Source organism: Rhodococcus sp. 06-221-2 (genome assembly GCF_002258365.1).
Lineage (GTDB): Bacteria > Actinomycetota > Actinomycetes > Mycobacteriales > Mycobacteriaceae > Rhodococcoides > Rhodococcoides fascians.
In genome coordinates this window covers 188876-209392 of record NZ_NOYJ01000033.1, presented here as the reverse complement: position 1 = coordinate 209392, position 20517 = coordinate 188876, and the positions used below count along the sequence as shown (strand labels likewise).

General features: G+C 64.7%; 21 protein-coding genes and 1 pseudogene. 21 read left to right on the top strand and 1 reads right to left on the bottom strand.

The window, feature by feature from the left end; genetic code table 11:
- Positions 1 to 12 precede the first annotated feature (12 nt).
- The 10 genes from CH281_RS20490 to trmD all read left to right on the top strand — a co-directional run bounded on the left by CH281_RS20490 (position 13) and on the right by trmD (position 9874).
- Positions 13 to 351, top strand: a complete 339-nt coding sequence (locus tag CH281_RS20490) for a P-II family nitrogen regulator (RefSeq protein ID WP_019664269.1) — start codon at positions 13 to 15, stop codon at positions 349 to 351.
- Positions 341 to 2872, top strand: a complete 2532-nt coding sequence (locus CH281_RS20485) for a [protein-PII] uridylyltransferase (protein WP_027496681.1) — start codon at positions 341 to 343, stop codon at positions 2870 to 2872. Before CH281_RS20490 ends, CH281_RS20485 begins: the two co-directional genes overlap by 11 nt.
- A 226-nt stretch (positions 2873 to 3098) precedes the next feature.
- The gene (locus CH281_RS20480; RefSeq protein WP_426376071.1) at positions 3099 to 4034 is read left to right on the top strand and encodes a M23 family metallopeptidase; all 936 of its coding nucleotides are present in this window, start codon (positions 3099 to 3101) and stop codon (positions 4032 to 4034) included.
- A 153-nt stretch (positions 4035 to 4187) separates the two neighbouring features.
- The gene (gene ffh / locus CH281_RS20475; RefSeq protein ID WP_032366589.1) at positions 4188 to 5747 is read left to right on the top strand and encodes a signal recognition particle protein; all 1560 of its coding nucleotides are present in this window, start codon (positions 4188 to 4190) and stop codon (positions 5745 to 5747) included.
- An 11-nt stretch (positions 5748 to 5758) separates the two neighbouring features.
- Positions 5759 to 6877 carry an amidohydrolase family protein gene (locus CH281_RS20470; RefSeq protein WP_094695448.1) on the top strand — a complete coding sequence of 373 codons (1119 nt, stop codon included), beginning with the start codon at positions 5759 to 5761 and terminating at the stop codon, positions 6875 to 6877.
- Positions 6870 to 7745, top strand: a complete 876-nt coding sequence (locus tag CH281_RS20465; protein WP_080731228.1) for a CPBP family intramembrane glutamic endopeptidase — start codon at positions 6870 to 6872, stop codon at positions 7743 to 7745. Before CH281_RS20470 ends, CH281_RS20465 begins: the two co-directional genes overlap by 8 nt.
- Positions 7746 to 7916: 171 nt before the next feature.
- The gene (rpsP, locus tag CH281_RS20460; RefSeq protein WP_032372627.1) at positions 7917 to 8396 is read left to right on the top strand and encodes a 30S ribosomal protein S16; all 480 of its coding nucleotides are present in this window, start codon (positions 7917 to 7919) and stop codon (positions 8394 to 8396) included.
- Positions 8393 to 8635, top strand: coding sequence for an RNA-binding protein (locus CH281_RS20455; RefSeq protein ID WP_027496687.1), 243 nt, complete (start codon positions 8393 to 8395; stop codon positions 8633 to 8635). The genes rpsP and CH281_RS20455 overlap by 4 nt, the downstream gene beginning before the upstream one ends.
- A gap of 15 nt (positions 8636 to 8650) precedes the next feature.
- Positions 8651 to 9190, top strand: a complete 540-nt coding sequence (gene rimM / locus CH281_RS20450) for a ribosome maturation factor RimM (protein ID WP_027496688.1) — start codon at positions 8651 to 8653, stop codon at positions 9188 to 9190.
- A 3-nt stretch (positions 9191 to 9193) separates the two neighbouring features.
- A complete protein-coding gene (gene trmD, locus CH281_RS20445) occupies positions 9194 to 9874 on the top strand; it encodes a tRNA (guanosine(37)-N1)-methyltransferase TrmD (protein ID WP_057474104.1) in 681 nt (226 codons plus the stop codon).
- Positions 9875 to 9879: 5 nt separating this feature from the next.
- Here trmD and CH281_RS20440 read toward each other — a convergent pair whose 3' ends face one another.
- Positions 9880 to 10836 (bottom strand): serine hydrolase, encoded by a 957-nt coding sequence (locus CH281_RS20440; RefSeq protein WP_052057248.1) that lies wholly within the window; start codon positions 10834 to 10836, stop codon positions 9880 to 9882.
- Positions 10837 to 10904: 68 nt separating this feature from the next.
- Between CH281_RS20440 and CH281_RS20435 the strand changes: the two genes are divergently transcribed.
- From CH281_RS20435 to CH281_RS20385, 11 genes and pseudogenes are all read left to right on the top strand, one after another.
- Positions 10905 to 13256: a Tex family protein gene (locus CH281_RS20435; protein ID WP_032366401.1), complete on the top strand. Its 2352-nt coding sequence runs from the start codon at positions 10905 to 10907 to the stop codon at positions 13254 to 13256.
- Positions 13257 to 13363: 107 nt separating this feature from the next.
- Complete coding sequence (locus tag CH281_RS20430) at positions 13364 to 14227, top strand: hypothetical protein (protein ID WP_371828191.1); 864 nt, start codon at positions 13364 to 13366, stop codon at positions 14225 to 14227.
- 133 nt (positions 14228 to 14360) lie between these two features.
- Positions 14361 to 14702 carry a 50S ribosomal protein L19 gene (gene rplS, locus CH281_RS20425; protein WP_027496692.1) on the top strand — a complete coding sequence of 114 codons (342 nt, stop codon included), beginning with the start codon at positions 14361 to 14363 and terminating at the stop codon, positions 14700 to 14702.
- 184 nt (positions 14703 to 14886) lie between these two features.
- Positions 14887 to 15678, top strand: a complete 792-nt coding sequence (lepB, locus tag CH281_RS20420) for a signal peptidase I (protein ID WP_032383412.1) — start codon at positions 14887 to 14889, stop codon at positions 15676 to 15678.
- Positions 15675 to 16436 (top strand): ribonuclease HII, encoded by a 762-nt coding sequence (locus CH281_RS20415; RefSeq protein WP_082519304.1) that lies wholly within the window; start codon positions 15675 to 15677, stop codon positions 16434 to 16436. The genes lepB and CH281_RS20415 overlap by 4 nt, the downstream gene beginning before the upstream one ends.
- Before the next feature lie 37 nt (positions 16437 to 16473).
- Complete coding sequence (locus CH281_RS20410) at positions 16474 to 16779, top strand: DUF2469 domain-containing protein (RefSeq protein ID WP_008717288.1); 306 nt, start codon at positions 16474 to 16476, stop codon at positions 16777 to 16779.
- 397 nt (positions 16780 to 17176) lie between these two features.
- The gene (locus tag CH281_RS20405; protein ID WP_027496695.1) at positions 17177 to 17521 is read left to right on the top strand and encodes a histone-like nucleoid-structuring protein Lsr2; all 345 of its coding nucleotides are present in this window, start codon (positions 17177 to 17179) and stop codon (positions 17519 to 17521) included.
- Between the two features lie 351 nt (positions 17522 to 17872).
- Positions 17873 to 18229 carry a YraN family protein gene (locus CH281_RS20400; protein WP_027496696.1) on the top strand — a complete coding sequence of 119 codons (357 nt, stop codon included), beginning with the start codon at positions 17873 to 17875 and terminating at the stop codon, positions 18227 to 18229.
- Positions 18229 to 18477, top strand: a pseudogene (locus CH281_RS20395) (magnesium chelatase domain-containing protein); the annotation flags it as partial. The gene CH281_RS20400 and the pseudogene CH281_RS20395, both read left to right, overlap by 1 nt.
- Before the next feature lie 29 nt (positions 18478 to 18506).
- The gene (locus CH281_RS20390; protein ID WP_094695447.1) at positions 18507 to 19910 is read left to right on the top strand and encodes a recombinase family protein; all 1404 of its coding nucleotides are present in this window, start codon (positions 18507 to 18509) and stop codon (positions 19908 to 19910) included.
- 211 nt (positions 19911 to 20121) lie between these two features.
- Positions 20122 to 20310: an excisionase family DNA-binding protein gene (locus CH281_RS20385; protein ID WP_094695446.1), complete on the top strand. Its 189-nt coding sequence runs from the start codon at positions 20122 to 20124 to the stop codon at positions 20308 to 20310.
- Positions 20311 to 20517: the final 207 nt, after the last annotated feature.

Genomic DNA, 20517 nt, shown 5'->3' with positions numbered 1-20517 from the left:
AGGGAAGCAAAAATGAAGCTGATCACGGCAATCGTCAAACCGTTCACCCTGGAGGACGTCAAGACGGGGCTGGAACAGGCCGGCGTGCTCGGAATGACCGTCAGTGAGGTTCAGGGCTACGGCCGCCAGAAGGGCCACACCGAGGTCTACCGAGGTGCGGAGTACTCGGTCGATTTCGTTCCGAAGGTGCGTGTCGAGGTAGTCGTCGACGACGCCGCAGTGGAGAAGGTCGTCGAGGTCATCGTCGAAGCAGCCCGCACCGGCAAGATCGGGGACGGCAAAGTGTGGGTTTCCCCGGTGGATTCGGTCATCCGAGTCCGTACCGGAGAACGTGGCGCCGATGCGCTCTGACCCCACAGGGTCTCGGTCCGGGGGCCCCGGTTCTGGCGCACGCGCGCCAGAACCGGGGCCTTCGGTCTCTACGGGCTCCGCATCGAAGGGCACGAGCGATGCAGCTGCGGATCTCGCTCGGGCCAGAAAGCAACTGCTCGACGGCGGCACCCGCAACCGCCGACTCGATGCGCCCTCGCTCAGGCAGGCGCTCGTCGATCTTCACGAGTTCTGGCTGACCACCAAGGGCGCAGAACTGGGCGTGAAGCCGGATTCCGGTTTCGCGATAGTCGCAGTAGGAGGTCTGGCGCGTCGCGAACTGCTGCCGTACTCCGACCTGGACTTGATTCTGTTGCACGACGATCTCGACCCCCGCATCGTGGCCGACGTCGCCGACAAGCTCTGGTATCCGTTGTGGGACGCCCACATCAAGCTCGATCACAGTGTGCGTACCGTGCCGCAGGCCCTGCAGGTTGCCGCGGCGGACATGACCGCGGCACTCGGCATGCTCGAAGCACGACACATCGCCGGTGACGTGGAATTGAGCAACCTGTTGATCGGTGGCATACGTCGGCAGTGGCGCACCGGAATTCGCGGTCGCTTCGACGAGCTGATCGGCCAGACTCAGGGGCGCTGGGCACGAAGCGGCGAGATCGCACACCGTGCCGAACCCGACCTCAAGAGCGGCCGCGGCGGGCTGCGCGACGTGCAACTGCTCGACGCCCTGTCGATTGCTCAATTGACCGATGGCATGCCCGGGTTGGGACCCGAATCACCCGGCGGCGGTTTGGCATTCGCGCACGGGCGACTTCTCGACGTGCGTACCGAACTGCACCGGGTGGCCGGTCGTGCCCGAGATCAGCTGCGTGCGCAGGACGCCGACGAGATCGGTGCTGCGCTTCGCATCGGCGATCGGTTCGATCTCGCTCGTGTGCTCAGCGATTCGGCACGCACCATCAGCTACTCCGTCGATGTGGGTTTGCGTACCGCCGGCAATTCGCTTCCACGACGCGGTCTTTCGCGTCTACGTCGCGTACCCGTTCGCCGTCCGCTGGACGAGGGAGTCGTCGAGCACGCGGGTGAGGTGGTGCTGGCACGCGACGCACGACCGAACAAGGATCCGGGTCTGATCATGCGGGTTGCGGCAGCGTCGGCTCAGACCGGCATGCCGATGTCTGCCTCCACGCTCAACCGCCTGTCCGACAGCGCCCCCGAACTCCGTGAGCCGTGGCCCAAGGAAGCACTCAACGATCTGTTGGTGCTGCTGGGATCCGGCCGCAAGGCCATCGCGGCCATCGAGGCGCTCGATCGAACTGGATTGTGGGGCAGGCTGATTCCGGAATGGGGTGCGGTTCGAGATCTGCCGCCTCGAGATGCGGTGCACACCTGGACGGTGGATCGACACCTGGTCGAAACTGCCGCGTACGCAAGTGCATTGACCACACGTGTCGCTCGTCCCGATCTGCTGGTGCTCGGCGCGCTCGTCCACGACATCGGAAAGGGACGCGGCGGCGACCACAGCGTCGTCGGTGCCGATCTCGCCGTTCAGATCGGTAACCGGCTCGGCTTGTGGCCCTCCGACGTGGCCCTGCTGACGGCAATGGTCCGCTATCACCTCCTGCTGCCGGAGACTGCCACCCGGCGCGATCTGGACGACCCGGCAACCGTGCAGACCGTCGTGGATGCGCTCGGTGCGGACACCGTTCTGCTGGAGCTTCTGCATGCGCTCGCCGAGGCGGACTCTCTCGCGACCGGACCCGGCGTGTGGGGGGACTGGAAGGCGTCGCTGATCCGTGAACTCGTTCGTCGTTGTCGGCTGGTGATGGCGGGAGAGACTCTGCCGTCGCCGGATCCGCTCGACCCGGCGCACATCGAGTTGGCCTCGCGCGGGGGAGTGCACGTCGACATCACGCCCACCGACGGTCTGCACACCTTCGTCGTGACCGTGGTTGCACCCGACACTCCAGGACTGCTGTCCGACGCGGCCGGAGTGCTGGCACTGCATTCCTTGCGGGTGCTGTCGGCCTCGCTCGGCAGTCACGACGGTTCGGCGATCAACTCGTTCGATGTCGCACCGTTGTTCGGTGCCCCGCCGCAGGCGGGGTTGATCCGGCAGGAGATCATCCGTGCGCAGGCGGGCGAGCTCGACCTGGTCGCCGTACTCGACGCGAAGGAACGAGACGCCCGCGTCGAGACCTCGGACGAGGACGGCGAGGATTCGGCTGTGCCGGTCCTGTACGCCCAGGCTCCGCCTCGGGTGCTGTGGTTCGACGACAACGAACCGGGTCAGGTCGTGCTCGAACTGCGAGCCGAGGACCGCCTCGGCCTGCTGTGTCGATTGGCGAGCGCAATCGAGCAGCAGGGATTCGATATTCGCTGGGCGCGGGTATCGACGCTGGGTAGTTCTGTGGTCGATTCCTTCTGCATCGACTTGGCCGGCGCGGACAGTCGGGCTGTGCGCGAGGATCTCGAACGCGCGCTCCTCGCCGTCGTGCCATCGCCGGAACCGCCCAAACCCCCGGAAAAGCCCGAGGGCACTTGACCGTTGGTCGGAAGTTCGTCGGAAACCGACATGCCGTGGTGACATTTCACGAACTTCCGGCCGATGGGTTTACCCCCGAGACCGATTTGTTATGTTCGTCACCTGACGCAGCAGGCCCTTCGGGCCGAACTGCCGGCTCCGCTGCTCGAACGTCTCGTCGTTCCTGCAGGCTCCAATTCTGACATTTCGAGAGGCGCGCACTGTGGGATCACACCGACGGTCGAACATCTACGTACCGGCCGAGACGGCATCGGGTACGCCCGGTGGCAAGCATCGCGCCGCGGAGGAAGTTCAGGACACCGGCAGGCGTGCGGCCACCATCGTCGCCGCAACCGGCGCCATCGTCGTCGGCGCGACCACCATGGGCGCGGGCACCGCAGGCGCGGCACCCGTCCCGGAACCGCCCGCGGCCGGATTCCCCTTCGCCGTCCCGGAGGGTGTGCTGCCTGCCGGATTCGAGCTGCCCCAGTTCGTGCCACCGCAGTTCGTGCCACCACAGTTCGAGTTGCCGCAATTCGCGCCGCCTTTCGGTGCGCCGCCGCAGGCCGCACCGGACTTGGCTCCGGCCCCACAGACCGATCCTTCGGCAGTCCCGTCGGACGCCTCGACACAGGCACCGACTCCGGGACCGCTCGCCGCTCTCGGCCCCGAGGTGGACGCCGCGGCCCAGCAGTGGCTCGACGACGTCGGACTCGGTGGAACGGGTGCCGGGCCGGCGTCGCCGCTCGAGAGTTTGCGTTCGTTGAAGAAGGCGACGGTCCAGCCCGTCGCCGGAGTGTTGACGTCGAACTTCGGTTCGCGGTGGGGCACTCAGCACAGCGGGCTGGACATCGCCGCCCCGATCGGCACGCCCATCTACGCTGCAGCCGACGGCACGGTGTCCGATGCGGGACCGGCGTCCGGTTTCGGGCTCTGGGTCAAGGTTCTGCACGACGACGGCACCGAGACCATCTACGGACACGTCAACGACTTCTCGGTGCAGCCCGGTCAGCGGGTCACAGCCGGAGAACAGATCGCAACTGTGGGCAATCGCGGTCAGTCGACCGGCCCGCACCTGCATTTCGAGGTGCACGATCCCGCCGGCGTCAAAGTCGATCCCGCACAGTGGCTCTCCACCCGCGGCGTCGCTGTGACGTGGAGCGATTCGGCAAGCAAGGCCTGACCGGTCGCACCGCACCGAACGGACTCACTGCCCGACGCCCTGAGCGAGGATAAGGTGGGCTGGCGTTAGTCTGGTGACAACGCCGGACTCGGTCTGGTGACAGTGCCGGACTCGGCTCGTTTTCGGTGATCGGCTAGCTCAGGAGTGCAATCGGTGTTCGAATCCCTTTCCGACAGGTTGACCGGGACTCTCAAGGACCTGCGTGGCAAAGGTCGACTGTCCGGTGCGGATATCGACGCCACAGCCCGCGAGATCCGACTGGCCCTGCTCGAGGCGGACGTGGCGTTGCCCGTCGTGCGGGAGTTCATCAACCGCATCAAGGTCCGCGCCAAGGGTGCCGAAGTATCGGGCGCACTCAACCCGGCTCAGCAGGTCGTCAAGATCGTCAACGAGGAACTGGTCGGCATCCTCGGCGGCGAAACACGCAGACTGGTGTTCGCCAAGAACCCGCCCACCGTCATCATGCTGGCCGGCCTGCAGGGTTCCGGTAAGACGACTTTGGCGGGCAAGCTCGCCAAGTGGCTGAAGGGTCAGGGTCACACCCCGCTTCTCGTCGCCTGTGACCTGCAACGTCCCGGTGCCGTCAGCCAGCTCCAGATCGTCGGCGAACGGGCAGGCGCGGCAGTCTTCGCCCCGCACCCGGGCACGTCCATCGGCGGTGGCGAGAACGCGCTCGGCGTGTCGGCCGCGGACCCGGTCGAGGTGGCCCGCGCCGGAGTGGCCGAGGCTCGCAGCAAGCAGTACGACGTGGTCATCGTCGACACCGCAGGCCGTCTCGGTATCGACACCGAGCTGATGAGCCAGGCCGCCGGGATTCGCGACGCGGTCGAGCCGGACGAAACCTTGTTCGTTCTCGACGCCATGGTCGGCCAGGACGCCGTCAGCACCGCCGAGGCGTTCCGCGACGGAGTCGGCTTCACCGGTGTCGTGCTGACCAAGCTCGACGGCGATGCCCGCGGCGGCGCAGCACTGAGCGTGCGCGAGGTGACCGGGCAGCCCATCATGTTCGCGTCGACCGGCGAGAAGCTCGAAGATTTCGACGTCTTCCACCCCGACCGCATGGCCAGTCGCATCCTCGGCATGGGCGACGTGCTCAGCCTCATCGAGCAGGCCGAGCAGCACTTCGACGCCGAGCAGGCCGAGGCCACCGCCAACAAGATCGGCTCCGGCCAGCTCACGCTCGACGACTTCCTCGAGCAGATGATGGCCGTCCGCAAGATGGGGCCCATCGGAAATCTGTTGGGAATGTTGCCCGGCGCGGGCCAGATGAAAGAACTGGCCAATGTCGACGAGAAGCAGCTCGACCGGGTGCAGGCGATCATTCGCGGCATGACGCCGCAGGAGCGCACCGACCCGAAGATCATCAATGCCTCCCGACGACTGCGGATCGCGAACGGCTCGGGCGTGAAGGTCTCCGACGTCAACCAATTGGTCGATCGGTTCTTCGAGGCACGCAAGATGATGTCGGCGATGGCCGGTCGGATGGGCATGCCGGGTGCGCGAAAGCAGGTGCGCAACAACAAGAAGGGCAAGAAAGGCAAGAAGGGTGCTCGCGGGCCCACACAGCCGAAGATCCGCGGCGGGTTCCCCGGAATGCCGGGTGGAATGCCTGCCGGAATGCCCGACCTGTCGTCGATGCCCAAGGGCCTCGATCAATTGCCGCCGGGACTCGAGGGAATCGATCTCTCGCAGCTGAAGCTGCCGAAGAAGTAAGCGGGCCTGCGGTGTCGGCATTGCGGGTGCGGGGACGCGGGCTGCCGGACGAGTCCCCGATCGACCTGTGGATCGACGGCGGCGTCCTGTCCACGGAGCCCATCGCCGATGCCGACTTCATCCACGACGGCGGGTGGATACTGCCCGGGCTCGTCGACGCGCACTGTCATGTCGGCATCGAGTACGGCGGAGGACACACCGACCTGGCCGGGTCGATCGCGCAGGCCGAGACCGAACGAGACGTCGGGGCTCTGCTGCTGCGTGACGCGGGATCTCCGGTCGACACGCGGGCGTTGGACGACCACGACGATCTGCCACGCATCATCAGGGCGGGGCGGCACATCGCCTCCCCGAAGCGATACATCCCTGGCCTGGCGATCGACATCGAGGACGAATTACAACTTCCCGAGGCGGTGGCGCAACAAGCGCGATTCGGCGACGGGTGGGTCAAGCTCGTCGGTGACTGGATCGACCGCTCGGTGGGAGACCTCCGGCCCCTCTGGAACGACGCGATCCTCGTCGACGCCATTGCCGCGGCCCATGCGGAAGGGGCACGCGTCACCGCGCACGTCTTCGGGGAAGACGCGCTCCCCGGACTGATCGCGGCAGGCATCGACTGCATCGAACACGGCACCGGCCTGACCGACGAGACCATCGAGATGATGGTCGAGCACGGGACAGCGTTGGTGCCGACGTTGATCAACATCGAGACCTTTCCCGGCATCGCGGACTCGGCCACCCGCTACCCGGTCTACGCCCGGCACATGCGCGCGTTGCATGCGCGAGTCGGCGATACCGTCGGCCGTGCCCACGACGCAGGTATCCCGATCTTCGCCGGAACCGACGCCGGCGGATCCATCGCGCACGGCCGCATCGCCGACGAGGTGGACGCTCTGGGACGCGTCGGATTGTCACCGACCGACGCGCTCGGTGCTGCTTGCTGGGACGCCCGGTCGTGGCTGGGGCGAGGCGGGCTCGAGCACGGTGCGCCCGCCGATCTCGTCGTGTACTCCGACGACCCGCGCGGGGGAGCGGACGTGTTGTCCAACCCCGAGCTGGTGATTCTGCGCGGCCGCGTGACCGATCGTCGTGGACGCGCCGCGAGTGGATCGGGATACGTCGATGGTTGATCCGCGGCAAGGCCCGGACCGATTCGATGCCGACCAGTTCGGCCGCACACCAGGAGGCGCGGGGGAATTCGACGTGAACCGGCCCAGCTGGGCGGGAATGGCACCGATGAATCACGTGCAACAGCAGGGCTCGGGACTGTCCGAGACCTACTGGCGTGCCGAAGCAGCGGCCGAGGAGCGCAGACCCGGCCAACGGTGGGGACTGCCGGCGGCCGCCCTCGTGCTCGGCCTCAATCTTGCCGGGTTCCTGCTCCTCGGCCTGGTCGTGTCCTCGGAGTCCTCGCCGCTGTTCGTCGTGGGGATCATGATCCCGAGCCTGCTCGCCGCAGGACTGGCGGTGGCGGTGACGATGTCGAGGGGCAACGGCCCCGTCGTCGACTTCGGGCTACCGAGATCCGTTCACGAACTCGTCGGTCATATCCGATCGGGTCTGGCCTGGGGCGGAGTCGCCCTCGTCGGTGGAGTGCTGCTCGCACTCGTGCTGCTCTCGCGTATCGATTTTCAGGATCAGGCACCGCTGGGCGGTATGGCAGACATCGCCGTGGGGTGGAAAGTCGTTTTCGCCGTGTGGATTTGGATCGGCGCACCGATCTGCGAAGAAACGATGTTCCGCGGCATGTTGTGGGGAGCTCTCGAAAAGCGCACTCGACCCATGCCGATGGCGTGGCTGGGCAACCGCTGGGTGGTCCTGGTGATCACGGCGGTGATGTTCGCGATCTGGCACCGAGAATGGTGGCGCTTCGTCGTCCTGCTGTGGGGAGGACTCGCCATCGGCATCGCGAGAATGAGAAGTGGCTCGATCGTCGCGTCGACCACGGCTCACTCCGTCAACAACACCTTTCCGGCTTTGGTGATTCTGCTGGCCTGACCGGGCGATTGAGGGTATCGGGTGGTCGTCTGGCAGAATGGACCGCTGTTCGCCCGTCTCCGGTTACGTACCGCGCGGCGGTCACGACAACTCCAACGCAAAACCGGGTTCGCATGCCGTGCGAACCGCTGAATTGCGCAGTGACCACTCCTCGAAAGGCTTCACCAGAACATGGCCGTCAAGATCAAGCTCATGCGTATCGGCAAGATCCGCACCCCGCATTACCGCGTCGTCATTTCCGACGCCCGCACCCGCCGTAACGGCCGTGCAATCGAGACCATCGGGACGTACGAGCCCAAGCAGGACCCCAGCGTCATCGAGATCAACTCCGAGCGTGCGCAGTACTGGCTGGGCGTCGGCGCGCAGCCGACCGAGCCCGTCGAGGCACTGCTGAAGATCACCGGCGACTGGCAGAAGTTCAAGGGCCTACCCGGCACCGAGGGCACCCTCCGCGTCGCCGAGCCCAAGCCGTCCAAGCTCGACCTCTTCAACGCTGCGCTGGCGCAGGCGGATTCCGAGCCCCAGGGCGAGGCCACCACCGCCAAGAAGAAGAAGGCACCGAAGTCGGACGATTCCGCTGCCGCGGACACCACCGACGCTGCAGCAACCGAGACGGCAAACGCGCCGGCCGCCGAGGCTGCTGAGAAGTGAGTGCCGTTGTCGCCGATGCCGTCGAACATCTCGTTCGCGGCATCGTCGCCAATCCCGATGACGTTCGCGTCGAGATGATCACCGGCCGTCGTGGACGCACCGTGGAAGTTCACGTGCACCCCGACGACCTGGGCAAGGTCATCGGACGCGGTGGTCGCACCGCTACGGCGCTGCGCACTCTCGTCTCCGGAATCGGTGGTCGCGGCATCCGAGTCGACGTCGTCGACACGGACCAATAGGTCACGTAACCCATCATGGAGCTGGTCATCGGTCGTGTCGCCAAGTCGCACGGCATCAAAGGTGAAGTGGTTGTCGAGGTTCGCACCGACGACCCCGACGACAGATTCGCCGTCGGCACTGTTCTGCGTGGCCGCAAGCCACGATCGAATGCACAGCCCGTGACACACACGGTGGACGCCGTCCGGGAACACTCCGGGCGGCTTCTGCTGCGTCTGAACGGCATCGACGACAAGACCGCAGCGGACGAACTGCGCGGGATTCTCTTCGTCGTCGAATCCACCGATCTCCCGCCGTCCGACGATCCGGACGAGTTCTACGATCACGAACTCGAAGGCCTCACCGTGGTACTCACCGACGGTTCGGTCGTCGGTACCGTCCGCGAGGTCCTGCACTCGGCAGCAGGCGAACTGCTGTCCATCACGCCGAGTGCTGACGAGGAATCCGGTCGTTCCGAGATACTCGTACCCTTCGTCTCGGCCATCGTGACCTCTGTGTCGTTGGCAGACAAGACAATCGAGATCGATCCGCCCGAGGGCTTGCTGGATCCGGAGTAGTTCGTGCGCCTCGACGTCGTCACCATCTTCCCGGAATACCTCACCCCACTGCGTACTGCTCTGCTCGGTAAGGCGATCGGTCGCGGGCTGGTATCGGTGGACGTTCACGACCTGCGCTCCTGGACCCACGACGTGCACAAGGCCGTCGACGATTCCCCGTACGGCGGCGGGCCGGGAATGGTCATGAAGCCGACCGTCTGGGGTGACGCACTCGACCACGTGCTGACCGACGAGTCGCTCCTCGTCGTCCCCACTCCCGCAGGGGTGCCGTTCACGCAACGTACGGCCGAAAGATGGTCCACCGAACAGCATCTCGTGTTCGCGTGCGGTCGCTACGAAGGCATCGATCAACGCGTGTTCGACGACGCTGCACGCCGCGTTCGGGTCGAGGAAGTCAGCATCGGAGACTACGTTCTCATCGGCGGCGAGGCGGCAGTACTGGTCATGGCCGAGGCCGTCGTCAGATTGATGCCGGGCGTACTCGGAAATCAGCAGTCGCACCAAGAGGATTCGTTCTCCGATGGGCTGCTGGAAGGTCCGAGTTACACCCGGCCGGCCCGATGGCGAGAACTCGACGTCCCCGAGATTCTGTTGTCCGGCGACCACGCGAAGATCGCCGCCTGGCGTCGAGAACAATCTCTGCGCAGAACAGCGGACCGACGCCCGGATCTACTGACGGACTGACGTTTTCAGCTGATTCTGCCGTCGGGGAACAACATCGACACGAAGCCGGTCAGGGTGTCCCGTGCGTGCAGTGCGCTGGCGTCGTCGCTCACGTCGACGACGGCCGTGTCCGGGTAACTTTCCATGTCGTCGGCGTAGAAGATGTCTTCACGGGACGACAGGGCCAGTACGTAGCGATTGTCCGCGCCGATGGTTCCCGTCGACAGATGGACCCAGCGATCGGACACGCAGCACATCCAGCCCTGCTTGACTGCATGCACGGTCTCGCCAGGTAAGCCGTCGACGATCCCGAAGTGTTGCTTGTAGCCGTCGGCAGCTACGGGGGCCGAGCGTCGCAGCATTCCGATGATGATGTCGGTCGACGCGGTGGTCAGGCCGCCGCTGCCGTTCAGCAGCCCGGCGTAGTAGCCGACCAGGTCACTGGGAGTCGTTTCCGTGTTGTACCACTGGTCGTCGCCGGGAGCGTCGGTGTTCCTCAGGGCATATCGCGCCGCGACTGCGCGGACGATCTCGGACGAACCGTATCGATACCAGAGCGTGTATGCGGCATTGTCGTCGGAGAACTCGAGCATGCTGGTCATCGTGGCCAGCTCGTCGGCGGAGACGGGGCGGTTCTGCGACTGCGCCTCGAACATCACCTCGTCGGCAATGAAGAGCTTGGAGACCGACGCCGTTTCGATCGGCTCGTCGGCATCGCTGCTGTAGTAGGAACCGGTCTCTCGATCCAGCAACGCGAAGTTCACATCGGCACCTCGGGCTTGCGCCGATTCCACCGCCATCGGAATACGCGCTTCCAAGGCCACGCCGTCGACCTTCTGGATATCCGGGAACGGTGATGCCGATGTCTCGGCCGAATCCCTGCCACCGGGATCGCCGGCCTGATCATCGGGCGGTACGGAGCACGCGCTCAGGACCAACAGTGCTGCGCAGGTGGCGGTCAGTAACCGAGCCCCCCTGACCATCTACAGAACTCTCCCGCACATAGAACCGCTGACCGACCTGTCCCACACTAGCGGTAGGGTCCATCGCCGTGACCACTGCTCTGAAATCTGTGAACAAGCGCATAGCCGAAGAACTCGATGTTCGCGAAGAACAGGTTCGTGCCGCTGTAGAACTCCTCGACGGCGGGTCCACGGTCCCGTTCATCGCGCGCTACCGCAAGGAGGTCACCGGCACACTCGACGACGCGCAATTGCGCCAACTCGACGAGCGACTTCGATACCTCCGAGAACTCGACGAGCGGCGAGATGCCGTCATCGAATCGATTCGTTCGCAGGGCAAACTCGACGACGCGCTCGAACAGTCGCTGATGCTGGCCGAGACCAAGGCCCGCGTCGAGGACATCTACCTGCCGTTCAAGCCCAAGCGTCGGACGAAGGCACAGATTGCGCGGGAGGCCGGCCACGAACCCGTCGCAGATGCCTTGTTCACCGATCCGTCCACCGACCCGGCGCAGTTCGATCAGGAGCAGCTCGACGGGGCACGAGCAATTCTCGTCGAGCGTTTCGCCGAGGATGCCGACCTGGTGGGTGAGCTGCGTGAACTGATGTGGACCTCCGGCAAGCTGGTCGCCACCGTGCGCAAGGGAAAAGAGGAGGAAGGCGCGAAATTCTCGGACTACTTCGAGTTCTCCGAACCGTTCACGAGCCTGCCCTCGCATCGAATCCTCGCGACGCTACGCGGTGAGAAGGAAGAGATTCTGTCCCTCGGGTTCGAACCCGAGCGGGACGAGCCGACTCCCGGTGTGCCCAGTGTCTACGAGGGGCGTATCGCCACCAAGTTCGGAATCGCAGATCGCGGCCGCCCGGCCGACAAGTGGCTGCTCGATACCGTTCGCTGGGCATGGCGCACCAAGATGCTGGTCACCGTCTCACTCGATACGCGCATGAGACTGCGCCAGTCGGCCGAGAAGGACGCCGTGGACGTGTTCGCGAGCAACCTCAAAGACCTCCTGTTGGCTGCACCCGCCGGAAACCGCACCACGATGGGACTCGACCCCGGCTTTCGCACCGGAACCAAGGTGGCGATCGTCGACGCCACCGGCAAGGTCGTCGACTACGACACGATCTATCCCCACAAGCCGCAGGGCAAGTGGGACCAGGCCGTGGCCACACTCGCCGGGCTCGCGGCCAAGCACAAGGTGGAGCTCATCGCCATCGGAAACGGTACGGCGTCACGCGAAACCGATTCTTTAGCAGCAGAATTGATTGCAAAATTCCCGGCGGCGAATTTGACCAAGGTGGTGGTGTCCGAGGCGGGTGCCTCGGTCTACTCGGCGTCGGCGTACGCCTCGAGTGAGCTGCCCGAACTCGACGTCTCCATCCGCGGCGCGGTCTCGATCGCTCGCAGGCTGCAGGATCCGTTGGCCGAGCTGGTCAAGATCGACCCCAAGTCCATCGGTGTCGGCCAGTACCAGCACGACATCTCCGAAACTCTGCTCGCCCGTTCTCTCGGGGCTGTGGTCGAGGATGCGGTGAACGCGGTGGGTGTCGACGTCAACACAGCGTCGGTGCCCTTGCTGTCGAGGGTCTCCGGTATCGCCGGTTCGCTCGCCGAGAGCATCGTGGCGCACCGCGACCAGAACGGTCCGTTCTCCAGCCGTAGCACCCTCAAGGACGTACCGCGCTTGGGTCCCAAGGCTTTCGAGCAGTGCGCCGGGTTCCTGCGCATCTCCGGGGGAGAGGATCCACTCGACCGCTCCAGCGTGCACCCGGAGGCCTATCCCGTCGTGCGCCGCATCGTCGGCAAGGCGGGCGTGGGCGTGCGCGAGGTGGTGGGCAACACCGCACTCCTGCGCCGCCTCGACCCCGCGGAATTCGTCGACGAACGATTCGGGCTGCCCACTGTCACCGACATCATCTCCGAGCTGGAGAAGCCTGGACGCGATCCGCGTCCGGAGTTCAAGACCGCTACTTTCGCAGCCGGTATCGAGAAGGTCGCCGACCTGAAGCCGGGGATGACGCTCGAAGGTGTCGTGACGAACGTGGCGGCGTTCGGTGCTTTCGTCGACGTCGGCGTGCATCAGGACGGACTCGTTCACGTCTCTGCGATGTCGCACAACTTCGTCAAGGACCCGCGTGAGGTCGTCAAATCCGGCGATGTGGTGCGGGTCAAGGTGATGGAGGTCGACATCCCACGTCAGCGCATCGGCCTGAGTCTGCGGTTGGACGACGAGCCCGGTGCGAGCGGTGGCAAGGACGCACCTCGTGGGCAGCAGGGTGACCGCTCGCGCGGTACGTCCTCGAGCAAGGGCAACGGCCGTCAGAGCAATGGCGGCCAGGGCAACCGCCCGCAACGCGACCGACGCGGCGGTGGCCCCGCAGCGACACCTGCGGCAGGTTCCATGGCCGACGCGTTGCGCAAAGCGGGCTTCGGGAAGTAGCGCTCGGACTTTCCCGGTCGATGCCGACCCCGGCGGCGACGAACGAGAATAGGCTGATTCGGCGATATCCGTTGTTTCGGGCGTGCGGCGGGAAGGACGTGGAGCGCGTGAGGTGGTTGGAGCACGGTGTCGTCGAGCACGGCCGCCTTCCGTTGCTCTGCTTCCTGCTCGGCCTACTCGTGGGATTTTTGCTGATTCGCCTGAGCGTCAGAATGATTCGCGCGGATGTGAAGTGGTGGCCGGGCAACATCACCCCTGGCGGTCAGCACATTCACCATGTCGTGTTCGGAATCGTGCTGATGCTGTTGGCGGGGATCGGCCTCATCGCGGTGTACGTGGACGGGTCGCAGACGATCGGTGCCGTGCTGGCGGCGATCTTCGGCAGCGGTGCTGCCCTCGTGCTCGACGAATTCGCACTCATCTTCTATCTCCGCGACGTCTACTGGTCCGAGCAGGGCCGAACATCCGTCGATGCGGTGTTCGCAGCCGTCGCCTTCACCGGGTTCCTGCTACTGGGACTTCACCCGTTGGAGTTGCTCAGCCCCGCCGATTTCTGGGCCGATCCCGATCCCTGGGTTCGCGGAACACTCGGTGTGCTGGCACTGCTCAACCTGAGTCTGTGTGTCGTCGTGCTGCTCAAGGGCAAGATCTGGACCGGGCTGATCGGGCTGTTCGTTCTGCCCATCCTCATTCTGGCCGCCGTCCGACTCAGCAGGCCGAGTGCGCCCTGGGCGAGGTGGCGCTACACGAGCAGACCGAAGAAGATGGAGCGTGCGCTGCGGCGAGAGAAGAAGTGGCGCAGGCCGCTGATACGGGCCAAGATCTACCTGCAGGATGCGATCGCGGGCAAGCCCAGCATCGTTCATGCGGTCGAGGCCACCGAGGACGAGCTCGCGCGGACCGTGGTGCCCGCACCCCAGGCCGGAACCGTGGCCCAGTCCTCGGTCGGGGCGATTTCCTCGAACGCCTGACGGTCTGGCACAATAGGCGGGTTGCCTCTCGCGAGGCACACACCTCACTCGGAGTACGAACCAGTTGTGCCGCCCCGGTGGCGAGCCGCTCGGTTCCTCTGCTCAAGCGCAGAACGCAAGGATGGCACAACCGATGAACACCCTGGACTTTCTCGACAATCAGTCGCTGCGTAGCGACATCCCCGATTTCCGCCCCGGCGACACGCTGAACGTGCACGTCAAGGTTATCGAAGGCTCGAAAGAGCGTATTCAGATCTTCAAGGGCGTCGTGATTCGACGTCAGGGCGGTGGCGTCCGCGAGACGTTCACCGTTCGTAAGGTGTCGTTCGGCGTCGGCGTGGAGCGCACTTTCCCGGTGCACAGCCCCAACATCGCGCAGTTCGAGGTCCTCACTCGCGGCGACGTTCGTCGCGCGAAGCTGTACTACCTCCGCGATCTGCGTGGCAAGGCCGCCAAGATCAAAGAAAAGCGCTGACCCGGTCGTATCGACCGCTTCGAGCAGCAACCATGCCGCGTCACCGAACATCGGTGACGCGGCATGGTGCGTTGGAGCCGCCGCCCTGATGTTTCGGACGCACCGGTACGAGCGATGCTCGGTGAAAACGCCGCAGGCGCGGACCGACCGGCCCGCGGGCGACGGTTCCGGCTAACCTGTCCAGGTGACGCAGTCCCCACAGGATCCGACCCCACAGGGTTCGACGAACGAGCCCGACGACGAGTCTCCCCGGAACAAGCGTGCGGATCGCAAGCAGCGGTCCTTCTGGCGCGAACTTCCCATCCTCATTCTGGTAGCTCTCGTGCTGAGTTTTCTGCTTCAGACGTTCGTCGCCCGGGTCTATCTCATCCCATCCGAATCCATGGAACCGACACTGCACGGCTGCGCCGGCTGCACCGGGGACCGCATCGTCGTGGAGAAGATCGGCTATCGATTCGGCGATCCGAAGCCCGGCGATATCGTCGTGTTCCGCGGCCCCGATTCCTGGAACGACGAATTCGTCTCGCAGCGCTCCGACAATTCGGTCATCCGCGGGGCCCAGGAAGTGGGCTCTTTGATCGGAGTCGTCGCTCCGGACGAGAACGATCTGGTCAAGCGGGTCATCGCCACCGGTGGCCAGACGGTCGAGTGCTGTGACGCTCAGGGACGGGTGCTCGTGGACGGAAAGCCGTTGGACGAGCCGTACATACAGATGGATTTCCCGTTCGTTCCGGACACGATGACGTGCGACACCGAATTGAAATCGGGCCGGTGCTTCGACCCTGTCACGGTGCCCGAGGGCAACATCTGGGTCATGGGCGACAATCGCAGCAATTCGCGAGACTCGCGGTATCACGTCACCGACGAGTTCACCGGCACCGTTCCGCTGGACAACGTGATAGGTAAGGCCGTGGCCATCGCGTTGCCGCCATCGCGAACCGGCCTCCTGGACTCGCCGGACATTCAGGGTCGATGACGGCACGTCCTCGTCCCGCGCCTCGTGCGCGCGCATCTCTGAGCCGCTCGTCGTGGCCGCCGCGTCCGATCATCAGGAGGGCGGCGGGGCTGCGGACCATGGAATCGGCACTCGAACGCAACGGGCTCGGTCCGGTTGCGGGTGTCGACGAGGCAGGCCGGGGAGCCTGCGCGGGGCCGTTGACGGTCGCGGCGTGCATCCTGGGCTCTCGGTCGCACACTGCCCTCGCGGACCTCGACGATTCCAAGAAGCTGACCGAGCGTCGCCGGGAGGAGCTCTTTCCCCGGATCAAGAAATTGGCACTGGCATGGAGTGTGGTGTTCGTCGACGCGGCCGAGGTCGACCGCATCGGGGTGCACGTGGCGAACATCGAGGGAATGCGCCGCGCGGTGGCGGGCCTGGGCCTCACTCCCGGGTATGTCCTCACCGACGGCTTTCGGGTTCCCGGACTTCCGGTGCCGTCTCTACCCGTCATCGGAGGGGATGCCACAGCTGCCTGCATCGCTGCGGCCAGTGTGCTGGCCAAGGTGTCCAGAGACCGGTTGATGGTGCAGATGGACACCGACATTCCCGGTTACGGATTCGCCGTGCACAAGGGGTACAGCACACGTGCGCATTCGACCGCGATGACCACGCTCGGCCCGACCCGGGAGCATCGAATGTCCTATGCCAACGTGGCTGCCGCGGCAGCCGGTCGCTCGCGTAGCGAGGTCGACGCACTGGGGCGAATGGACTGCACCGACGACGGTGCGCCATGATTGAATTTCACGCCCGACTGGAGGATGAAAGAGACCGATGAGTGCCGAAGATCTCGAAAAGTACGAAACCGAGATGGAGCTCTCGCTGTACCGCGAGTATCGGGACATCGTCGGACAGTTCAACTATGTCGTCGAAACCGAGCGTCGTTTCTATCTCGCGAACTCCGTCGAACTCATTCCGCACAATGCCGACGGTGAGATCTACTTCGAATTGCGGATGTCGGACTCGTGGGTATGGGACATGTACCGACCGGCTCGTTTCGTCAAGCACGTGCGGGTGATCACGTTCAAGGACGTCAACATCGAAGAGCTGGACAAACCTGATCTGCGTCTCCCCGAATAGTCGGTTCCGGGTCGGATCGGCAGGTGTGCCCGGTGCCTGACGGGTGCACCTGGACGGTTCCGCTCGGCGGATTCCCCGTGTGAAGTGTTCCGAAGCGCACCGATCAGCGAAAAGCTGGACAACCGACCGAATAATTCCGCGTGTGCTGTTTCGGGCTGGGGCCCGTTGCCGTGTTACGTCGAGCGCGGGAGAATCGTCGAAATGTGAGCGCCGAATTCTGTTGTCTCCCATAGTGTTTCGATTTAATGATGCAAATAGCTTCTGGTATTCACACGTTTTCGTACCGAATGTTTTCGACCCTACGCCGATGTGAACATCGTTGGGTCTTTGCCTCGGTCCGATAATCGGTGGTAGAACTTGAATTACCACATTCTCCCAGACGCGTAAGAGGTACGAGATGGCACGCAAGACGCTTGTCCAGATGATCGACGATGTCGACGGTTCAGTAATCAAAGAAGGCCAGGGGGAGTCGATCGAATTCGGTATCGGTGGAAACCAGTACCGCATCGACTTGAATCTCAAGCATGCGAACGAACTGCACGAGCAGCTGGCTTTCTGGATCGAGCACGCCGAGAAGATTTCCGGTCGCCGCCCCCGTAAGACCGGTGCCGCGCCGGCACCGGCTCGAGGAAAGGTCGATCTGCAGGACATCAGAGCGTGGGCTCGCGAGAACGGCCACGAGGTCAGCGCCCGAGGTCGAATCAGCCAGGAAGTTCAGGCCGCCTACGAGGCTGCGCACTGACCGCCTCCCAGCCTTGATATGCCCGCTGTCTTCGGTCAGCGGTAGTTCGGTCATCGAATTCGATTACCGATTCCGTGCTTCAGCTCCGTCCGTGCGGTAATCCGGACGGAGCTTTTGCATGTTCGAACCATTTGTCGGGCGATCGACAGGGCATGAACGCCGGTAAGCACACAGGTACGACAAAACAGGTGTTTCGGCCCTGCGATTCGACGGTTCTCTCCACAGGATTGCGCGTGTCCACAGGGCAATGCGGCACCTGCACTTTCTCGGAATCACCTCCTTTCGGTCGTGTCACCGTCATGGCGACCGGATCCGGCCGTGCTGTGCGGCCGCAGAGTGGAGGAATTCGACATGCCGACCAATCAAGAACTCGGGGCCCGCGGTGAGGACCTTGCTGCACGCCATCTCGAGCACATCGGCCTGGAGGTGATCGAGCGGAATTGGCGGCATCGTTCGGGGGAGCTCGACATCATTGCGCGCGAGGGCGAGACGATGGTGTTCGTCGAAGTCAAAACGCGTTCGGGAATCGGTTACGGAACGCCGGCGGAAGCGGTGACGTACACCAAGCAGACTCGGATCAGAGGATTGGCGTTGCAGTGGCTTTCGCTTCGCGGAGGGCCGTGGGTCCACATCCGATTCGACGTGATCGCCATCGTGATCGGTCGCGGTGACGACCCTGTTCTCACTCACGTCAGGGCGGCGTTCTGATGCCCCTGGGACGAGCCCATTCGGTGGCGGTCAACGGCGTCGACGGAGTATTGGTGGAGATCGAAGCCGATATCGGTCAGGGTCTTCCGGGGACCCATCTGGTAGGACTGCCCGATACCGCGCTGAACGAATCGCGTGATCGGGTCAAGGCCGCGGTGAAGAATTCGGGTGGTACCTGGCCGGACAGTCGAGTGATTCTCGCGTTGTCTCCGGCGACGTTGCCCAAGGGTGGCTCGGTGTACGACCTTACGTAGGTACAGGTAGTACCGTTCTAAACATGCAGGCCATCGTGTACACGCGCATATCGAAGGACCGTAGCGGCGCTGGCCTAGGCGTGGATCGGCAACGGGCGGACTGCCTCGAGCTGGCGGCGAAGCTGGGGTGGACTGTCGTCGCCGAATACTCGGACAACGACATCAGCGCGTACTCCGGGCGTCGGCGTCCGGGGTACGAATCGATGCTGGACGACGTGCGGACCGGCAAGGCCCAGGCCATCGTGGCGTGGCACCCGGACCGACTGCACCGCCGGCCGCTCGAACTCGAGTCGTTCATCGATCTGTGCGAGACGCACCGGACGGAGATTCGTACCGTCCACGCCGGGACGATGGATCTGTCCACGGCGTCGGGGAAGATGCTGGCCCGGATGCTCGGTGCCGCCGCGCGCCACGAGGTGGAACATTCCATCGAACGACAGAAGCGCGCGAAGCAACAGGCCGCGGTAGCGGGCACGTTCCGCGGCGGCCGACGGTCCTTCGGCTACGAACCCGACGGGATGCACACAAGGGCAGCCGAAGCCGGGGCCATCCGTGACGCCGCGCCGCGCCTGTTGGCCGGGGTATCGCTGTCCCAGATTGCGCGGGAGTGGAACGAGGCCGGGCTACGGACCTCGTTCGGCGGCAACCCGTTCGATTCGCGGGAAGTGAAGAAGGTCATGCTCCGGCCCCGCAACGCCGGCCACGTCCTGCACGAGGGGAAGCGGGTCGGCCTGGGCGCGTGGGAAACGATCATCGACCCCGACACCCTGGCCGCGCTCGAGTCGTTGTTGATGGATCCGTCCCGCGGTCACTCCGCTGGGCGTGAGCGTCGCTATCAGGGCTCCGGGGTGTACCTGTGCGGCAAGTGCGGCCTGACGATGCTGACGGCGTCGCAGAGTAGCGGGAAGGGCAAGCCGAAGGCTCGGGCGTACCGGTGCCGCGGCGGCGCTCACCTGGCCCGTGTGGCGGCACCGCTGGACGATTACGTGACGGCGCTCGTGGTCGGACGACTGGCGGCCCCGGATGCCGCGATACTCCGGGGCGACGACGCGTCGGGCATCGACGTCGAAGGACTGAAGTCTAAGCGCGCTGGAATCCAGGCGCGCATGGACCAACTGGCCGAACTGTTCTCCGCTGGCGATATCGACGCATCCCAGCTCCGGGCCGGGACGTCGAAGATGCGCGTCGAACTGGACACCATCGAGGCCGACATCGCCAAGGCCCGTCAGTCGTCGGCACTGGCCAATCTTGTTCTGGGCGGCGACGACATCGCCGAAGCCTGGGAGGCGCTGTCAGCGGACGTACGCGGCAAGGTGATCGATGCGCTGATGACGGTGACGCTGCTCCCGGCACCGCGCGGCCGTCAGCCCGGCGGCGGATATTTCAATCCGGAGTACGTGGAGATCGACTGGAAGACTTTGTCATAGTCACCACGACTATTGTGCCGCAACAGATTTCGACTCTTGCGCACGGATGCGCGCACATGCTTAACTATGGGTGTGCGGGTCCACGGCCCGCACGGTGACCGTCGAGTCACCGGATCTGACAACGCTGCCGCGAAATCTCGGGCCGCTGTGACAACCGCCGTGGGGTGACTTCGCAGGGTGCCGGGTGTAGAGAACTACACCTGGAGCTGTCATGTCCCCACCCGCTAGGCCCGGCGTTGCGTCGGTCGCCACGGCCGCCGAATACATGAACTGCCATCCGGCCACGATCCGGCGAATGATCGCCACGGGGTCGCTTCCCGCGTACCGCGTCGGAACGAGTCGGACGCTACGGATCCGTTTCGAGGATCTGGACGCCATGCTGACGCCGGTCCAGAAATGAAGGCCGCCGATCGTCGCGTCAGCGACCACGTCGCCCGTGTCCTGGCATCCGCGCCACCGTTGACCGACGCCCAACGTGACCGCATCGCATCACTGCTGCGCACCGGGAGCCGTCCGAATCATGCTGTCACGCACTGAATATCGAATCCCATCGCAGACGTGTACTGACCGCAAATGCAGAATCCCGGCGCTGCCGAGACGCCGGGAT

What these genes read in the sequence shown, in the direction of transcription:
- CH281_RS20490 (WP_019664269.1), top strand. Translation starts at nt 13, where the DNA reads ATGAAGCTGATCACGGCAATCGTCAAACCGTTCACCCTGGAGGACGTC.
- CH281_RS20465 (WP_080731228.1), top strand. Translation starts at nt 6,870, where the DNA reads ATGGTTGATCCGCGGCAAGGCCCGGACCGATTCGATGCCGACCAGTTC.
- CH281_RS20405 (WP_027496695.1), top strand. Translation starts at nt 17,177, where the DNA reads ATGGCACGCAAGACGCTTGTCCAGATGATCGACGATGTCGACGGTTCA.
- CH281_RS20390 (WP_094695447.1), top strand. Translation starts at nt 18,507, where the DNA reads ATGCAGGCCATCGTGTACACGCGCATATCGAAGGACCGTAGCGGCGCT.
- CH281_RS20400 (WP_027496696.1), top strand. Translation starts at nt 17,873, where the DNA reads ATGCCGACCAATCAAGAACTCGGGGCCCGCGGTGAGGACCTTGCTGCA.
- CH281_RS20440 (WP_052057248.1), bottom strand. Translation starts at nt 10,836, where the DNA reads ATGGTCAGGGGGGCTCGGTTACTGACCGCCACCTGCGCAGCACTGTTG.
- CH281_RS20485 (WP_027496681.1), top strand. Translation starts at nt 341, where the DNA reads ATGCGCTCTGACCCCACAGGGTCTCGGTCCGGGGGCCCCGGTTCTGGC.
- CH281_RS20415 (WP_082519304.1), top strand. Translation starts at nt 15,675, where the DNA reads ATGACGGCACGTCCTCGTCCCGCGCCTCGTGCGCGCGCATCTCTGAGC.
- rplS (WP_027496692.1), top strand. Translation starts at nt 14,361, where the DNA reads ATGAACACCCTGGACTTTCTCGACAATCAGTCGCTGCGTAGCGACATC.
- CH281_RS20385 (WP_094695446.1), top strand. Translation starts at nt 20,122, where the DNA reads ATGTCCCCACCCGCTAGGCCCGGCGTTGCGTCGGTCGCCACGGCCGCC.
- CH281_RS20410 (WP_008717288.1), top strand. Translation starts at nt 16,474, where the DNA reads ATGAGTGCCGAAGATCTCGAAAAGTACGAAACCGAGATGGAGCTCTCG.
- rpsP (WP_032372627.1), top strand. Translation starts at nt 7,917, where the DNA reads ATGGCCGTCAAGATCAAGCTCATGCGTATCGGCAAGATCCGCACCCCG.
- rimM (WP_027496688.1), top strand. Translation starts at nt 8,651, where the DNA reads ATGGAGCTGGTCATCGGTCGTGTCGCCAAGTCGCACGGCATCAAAGGT.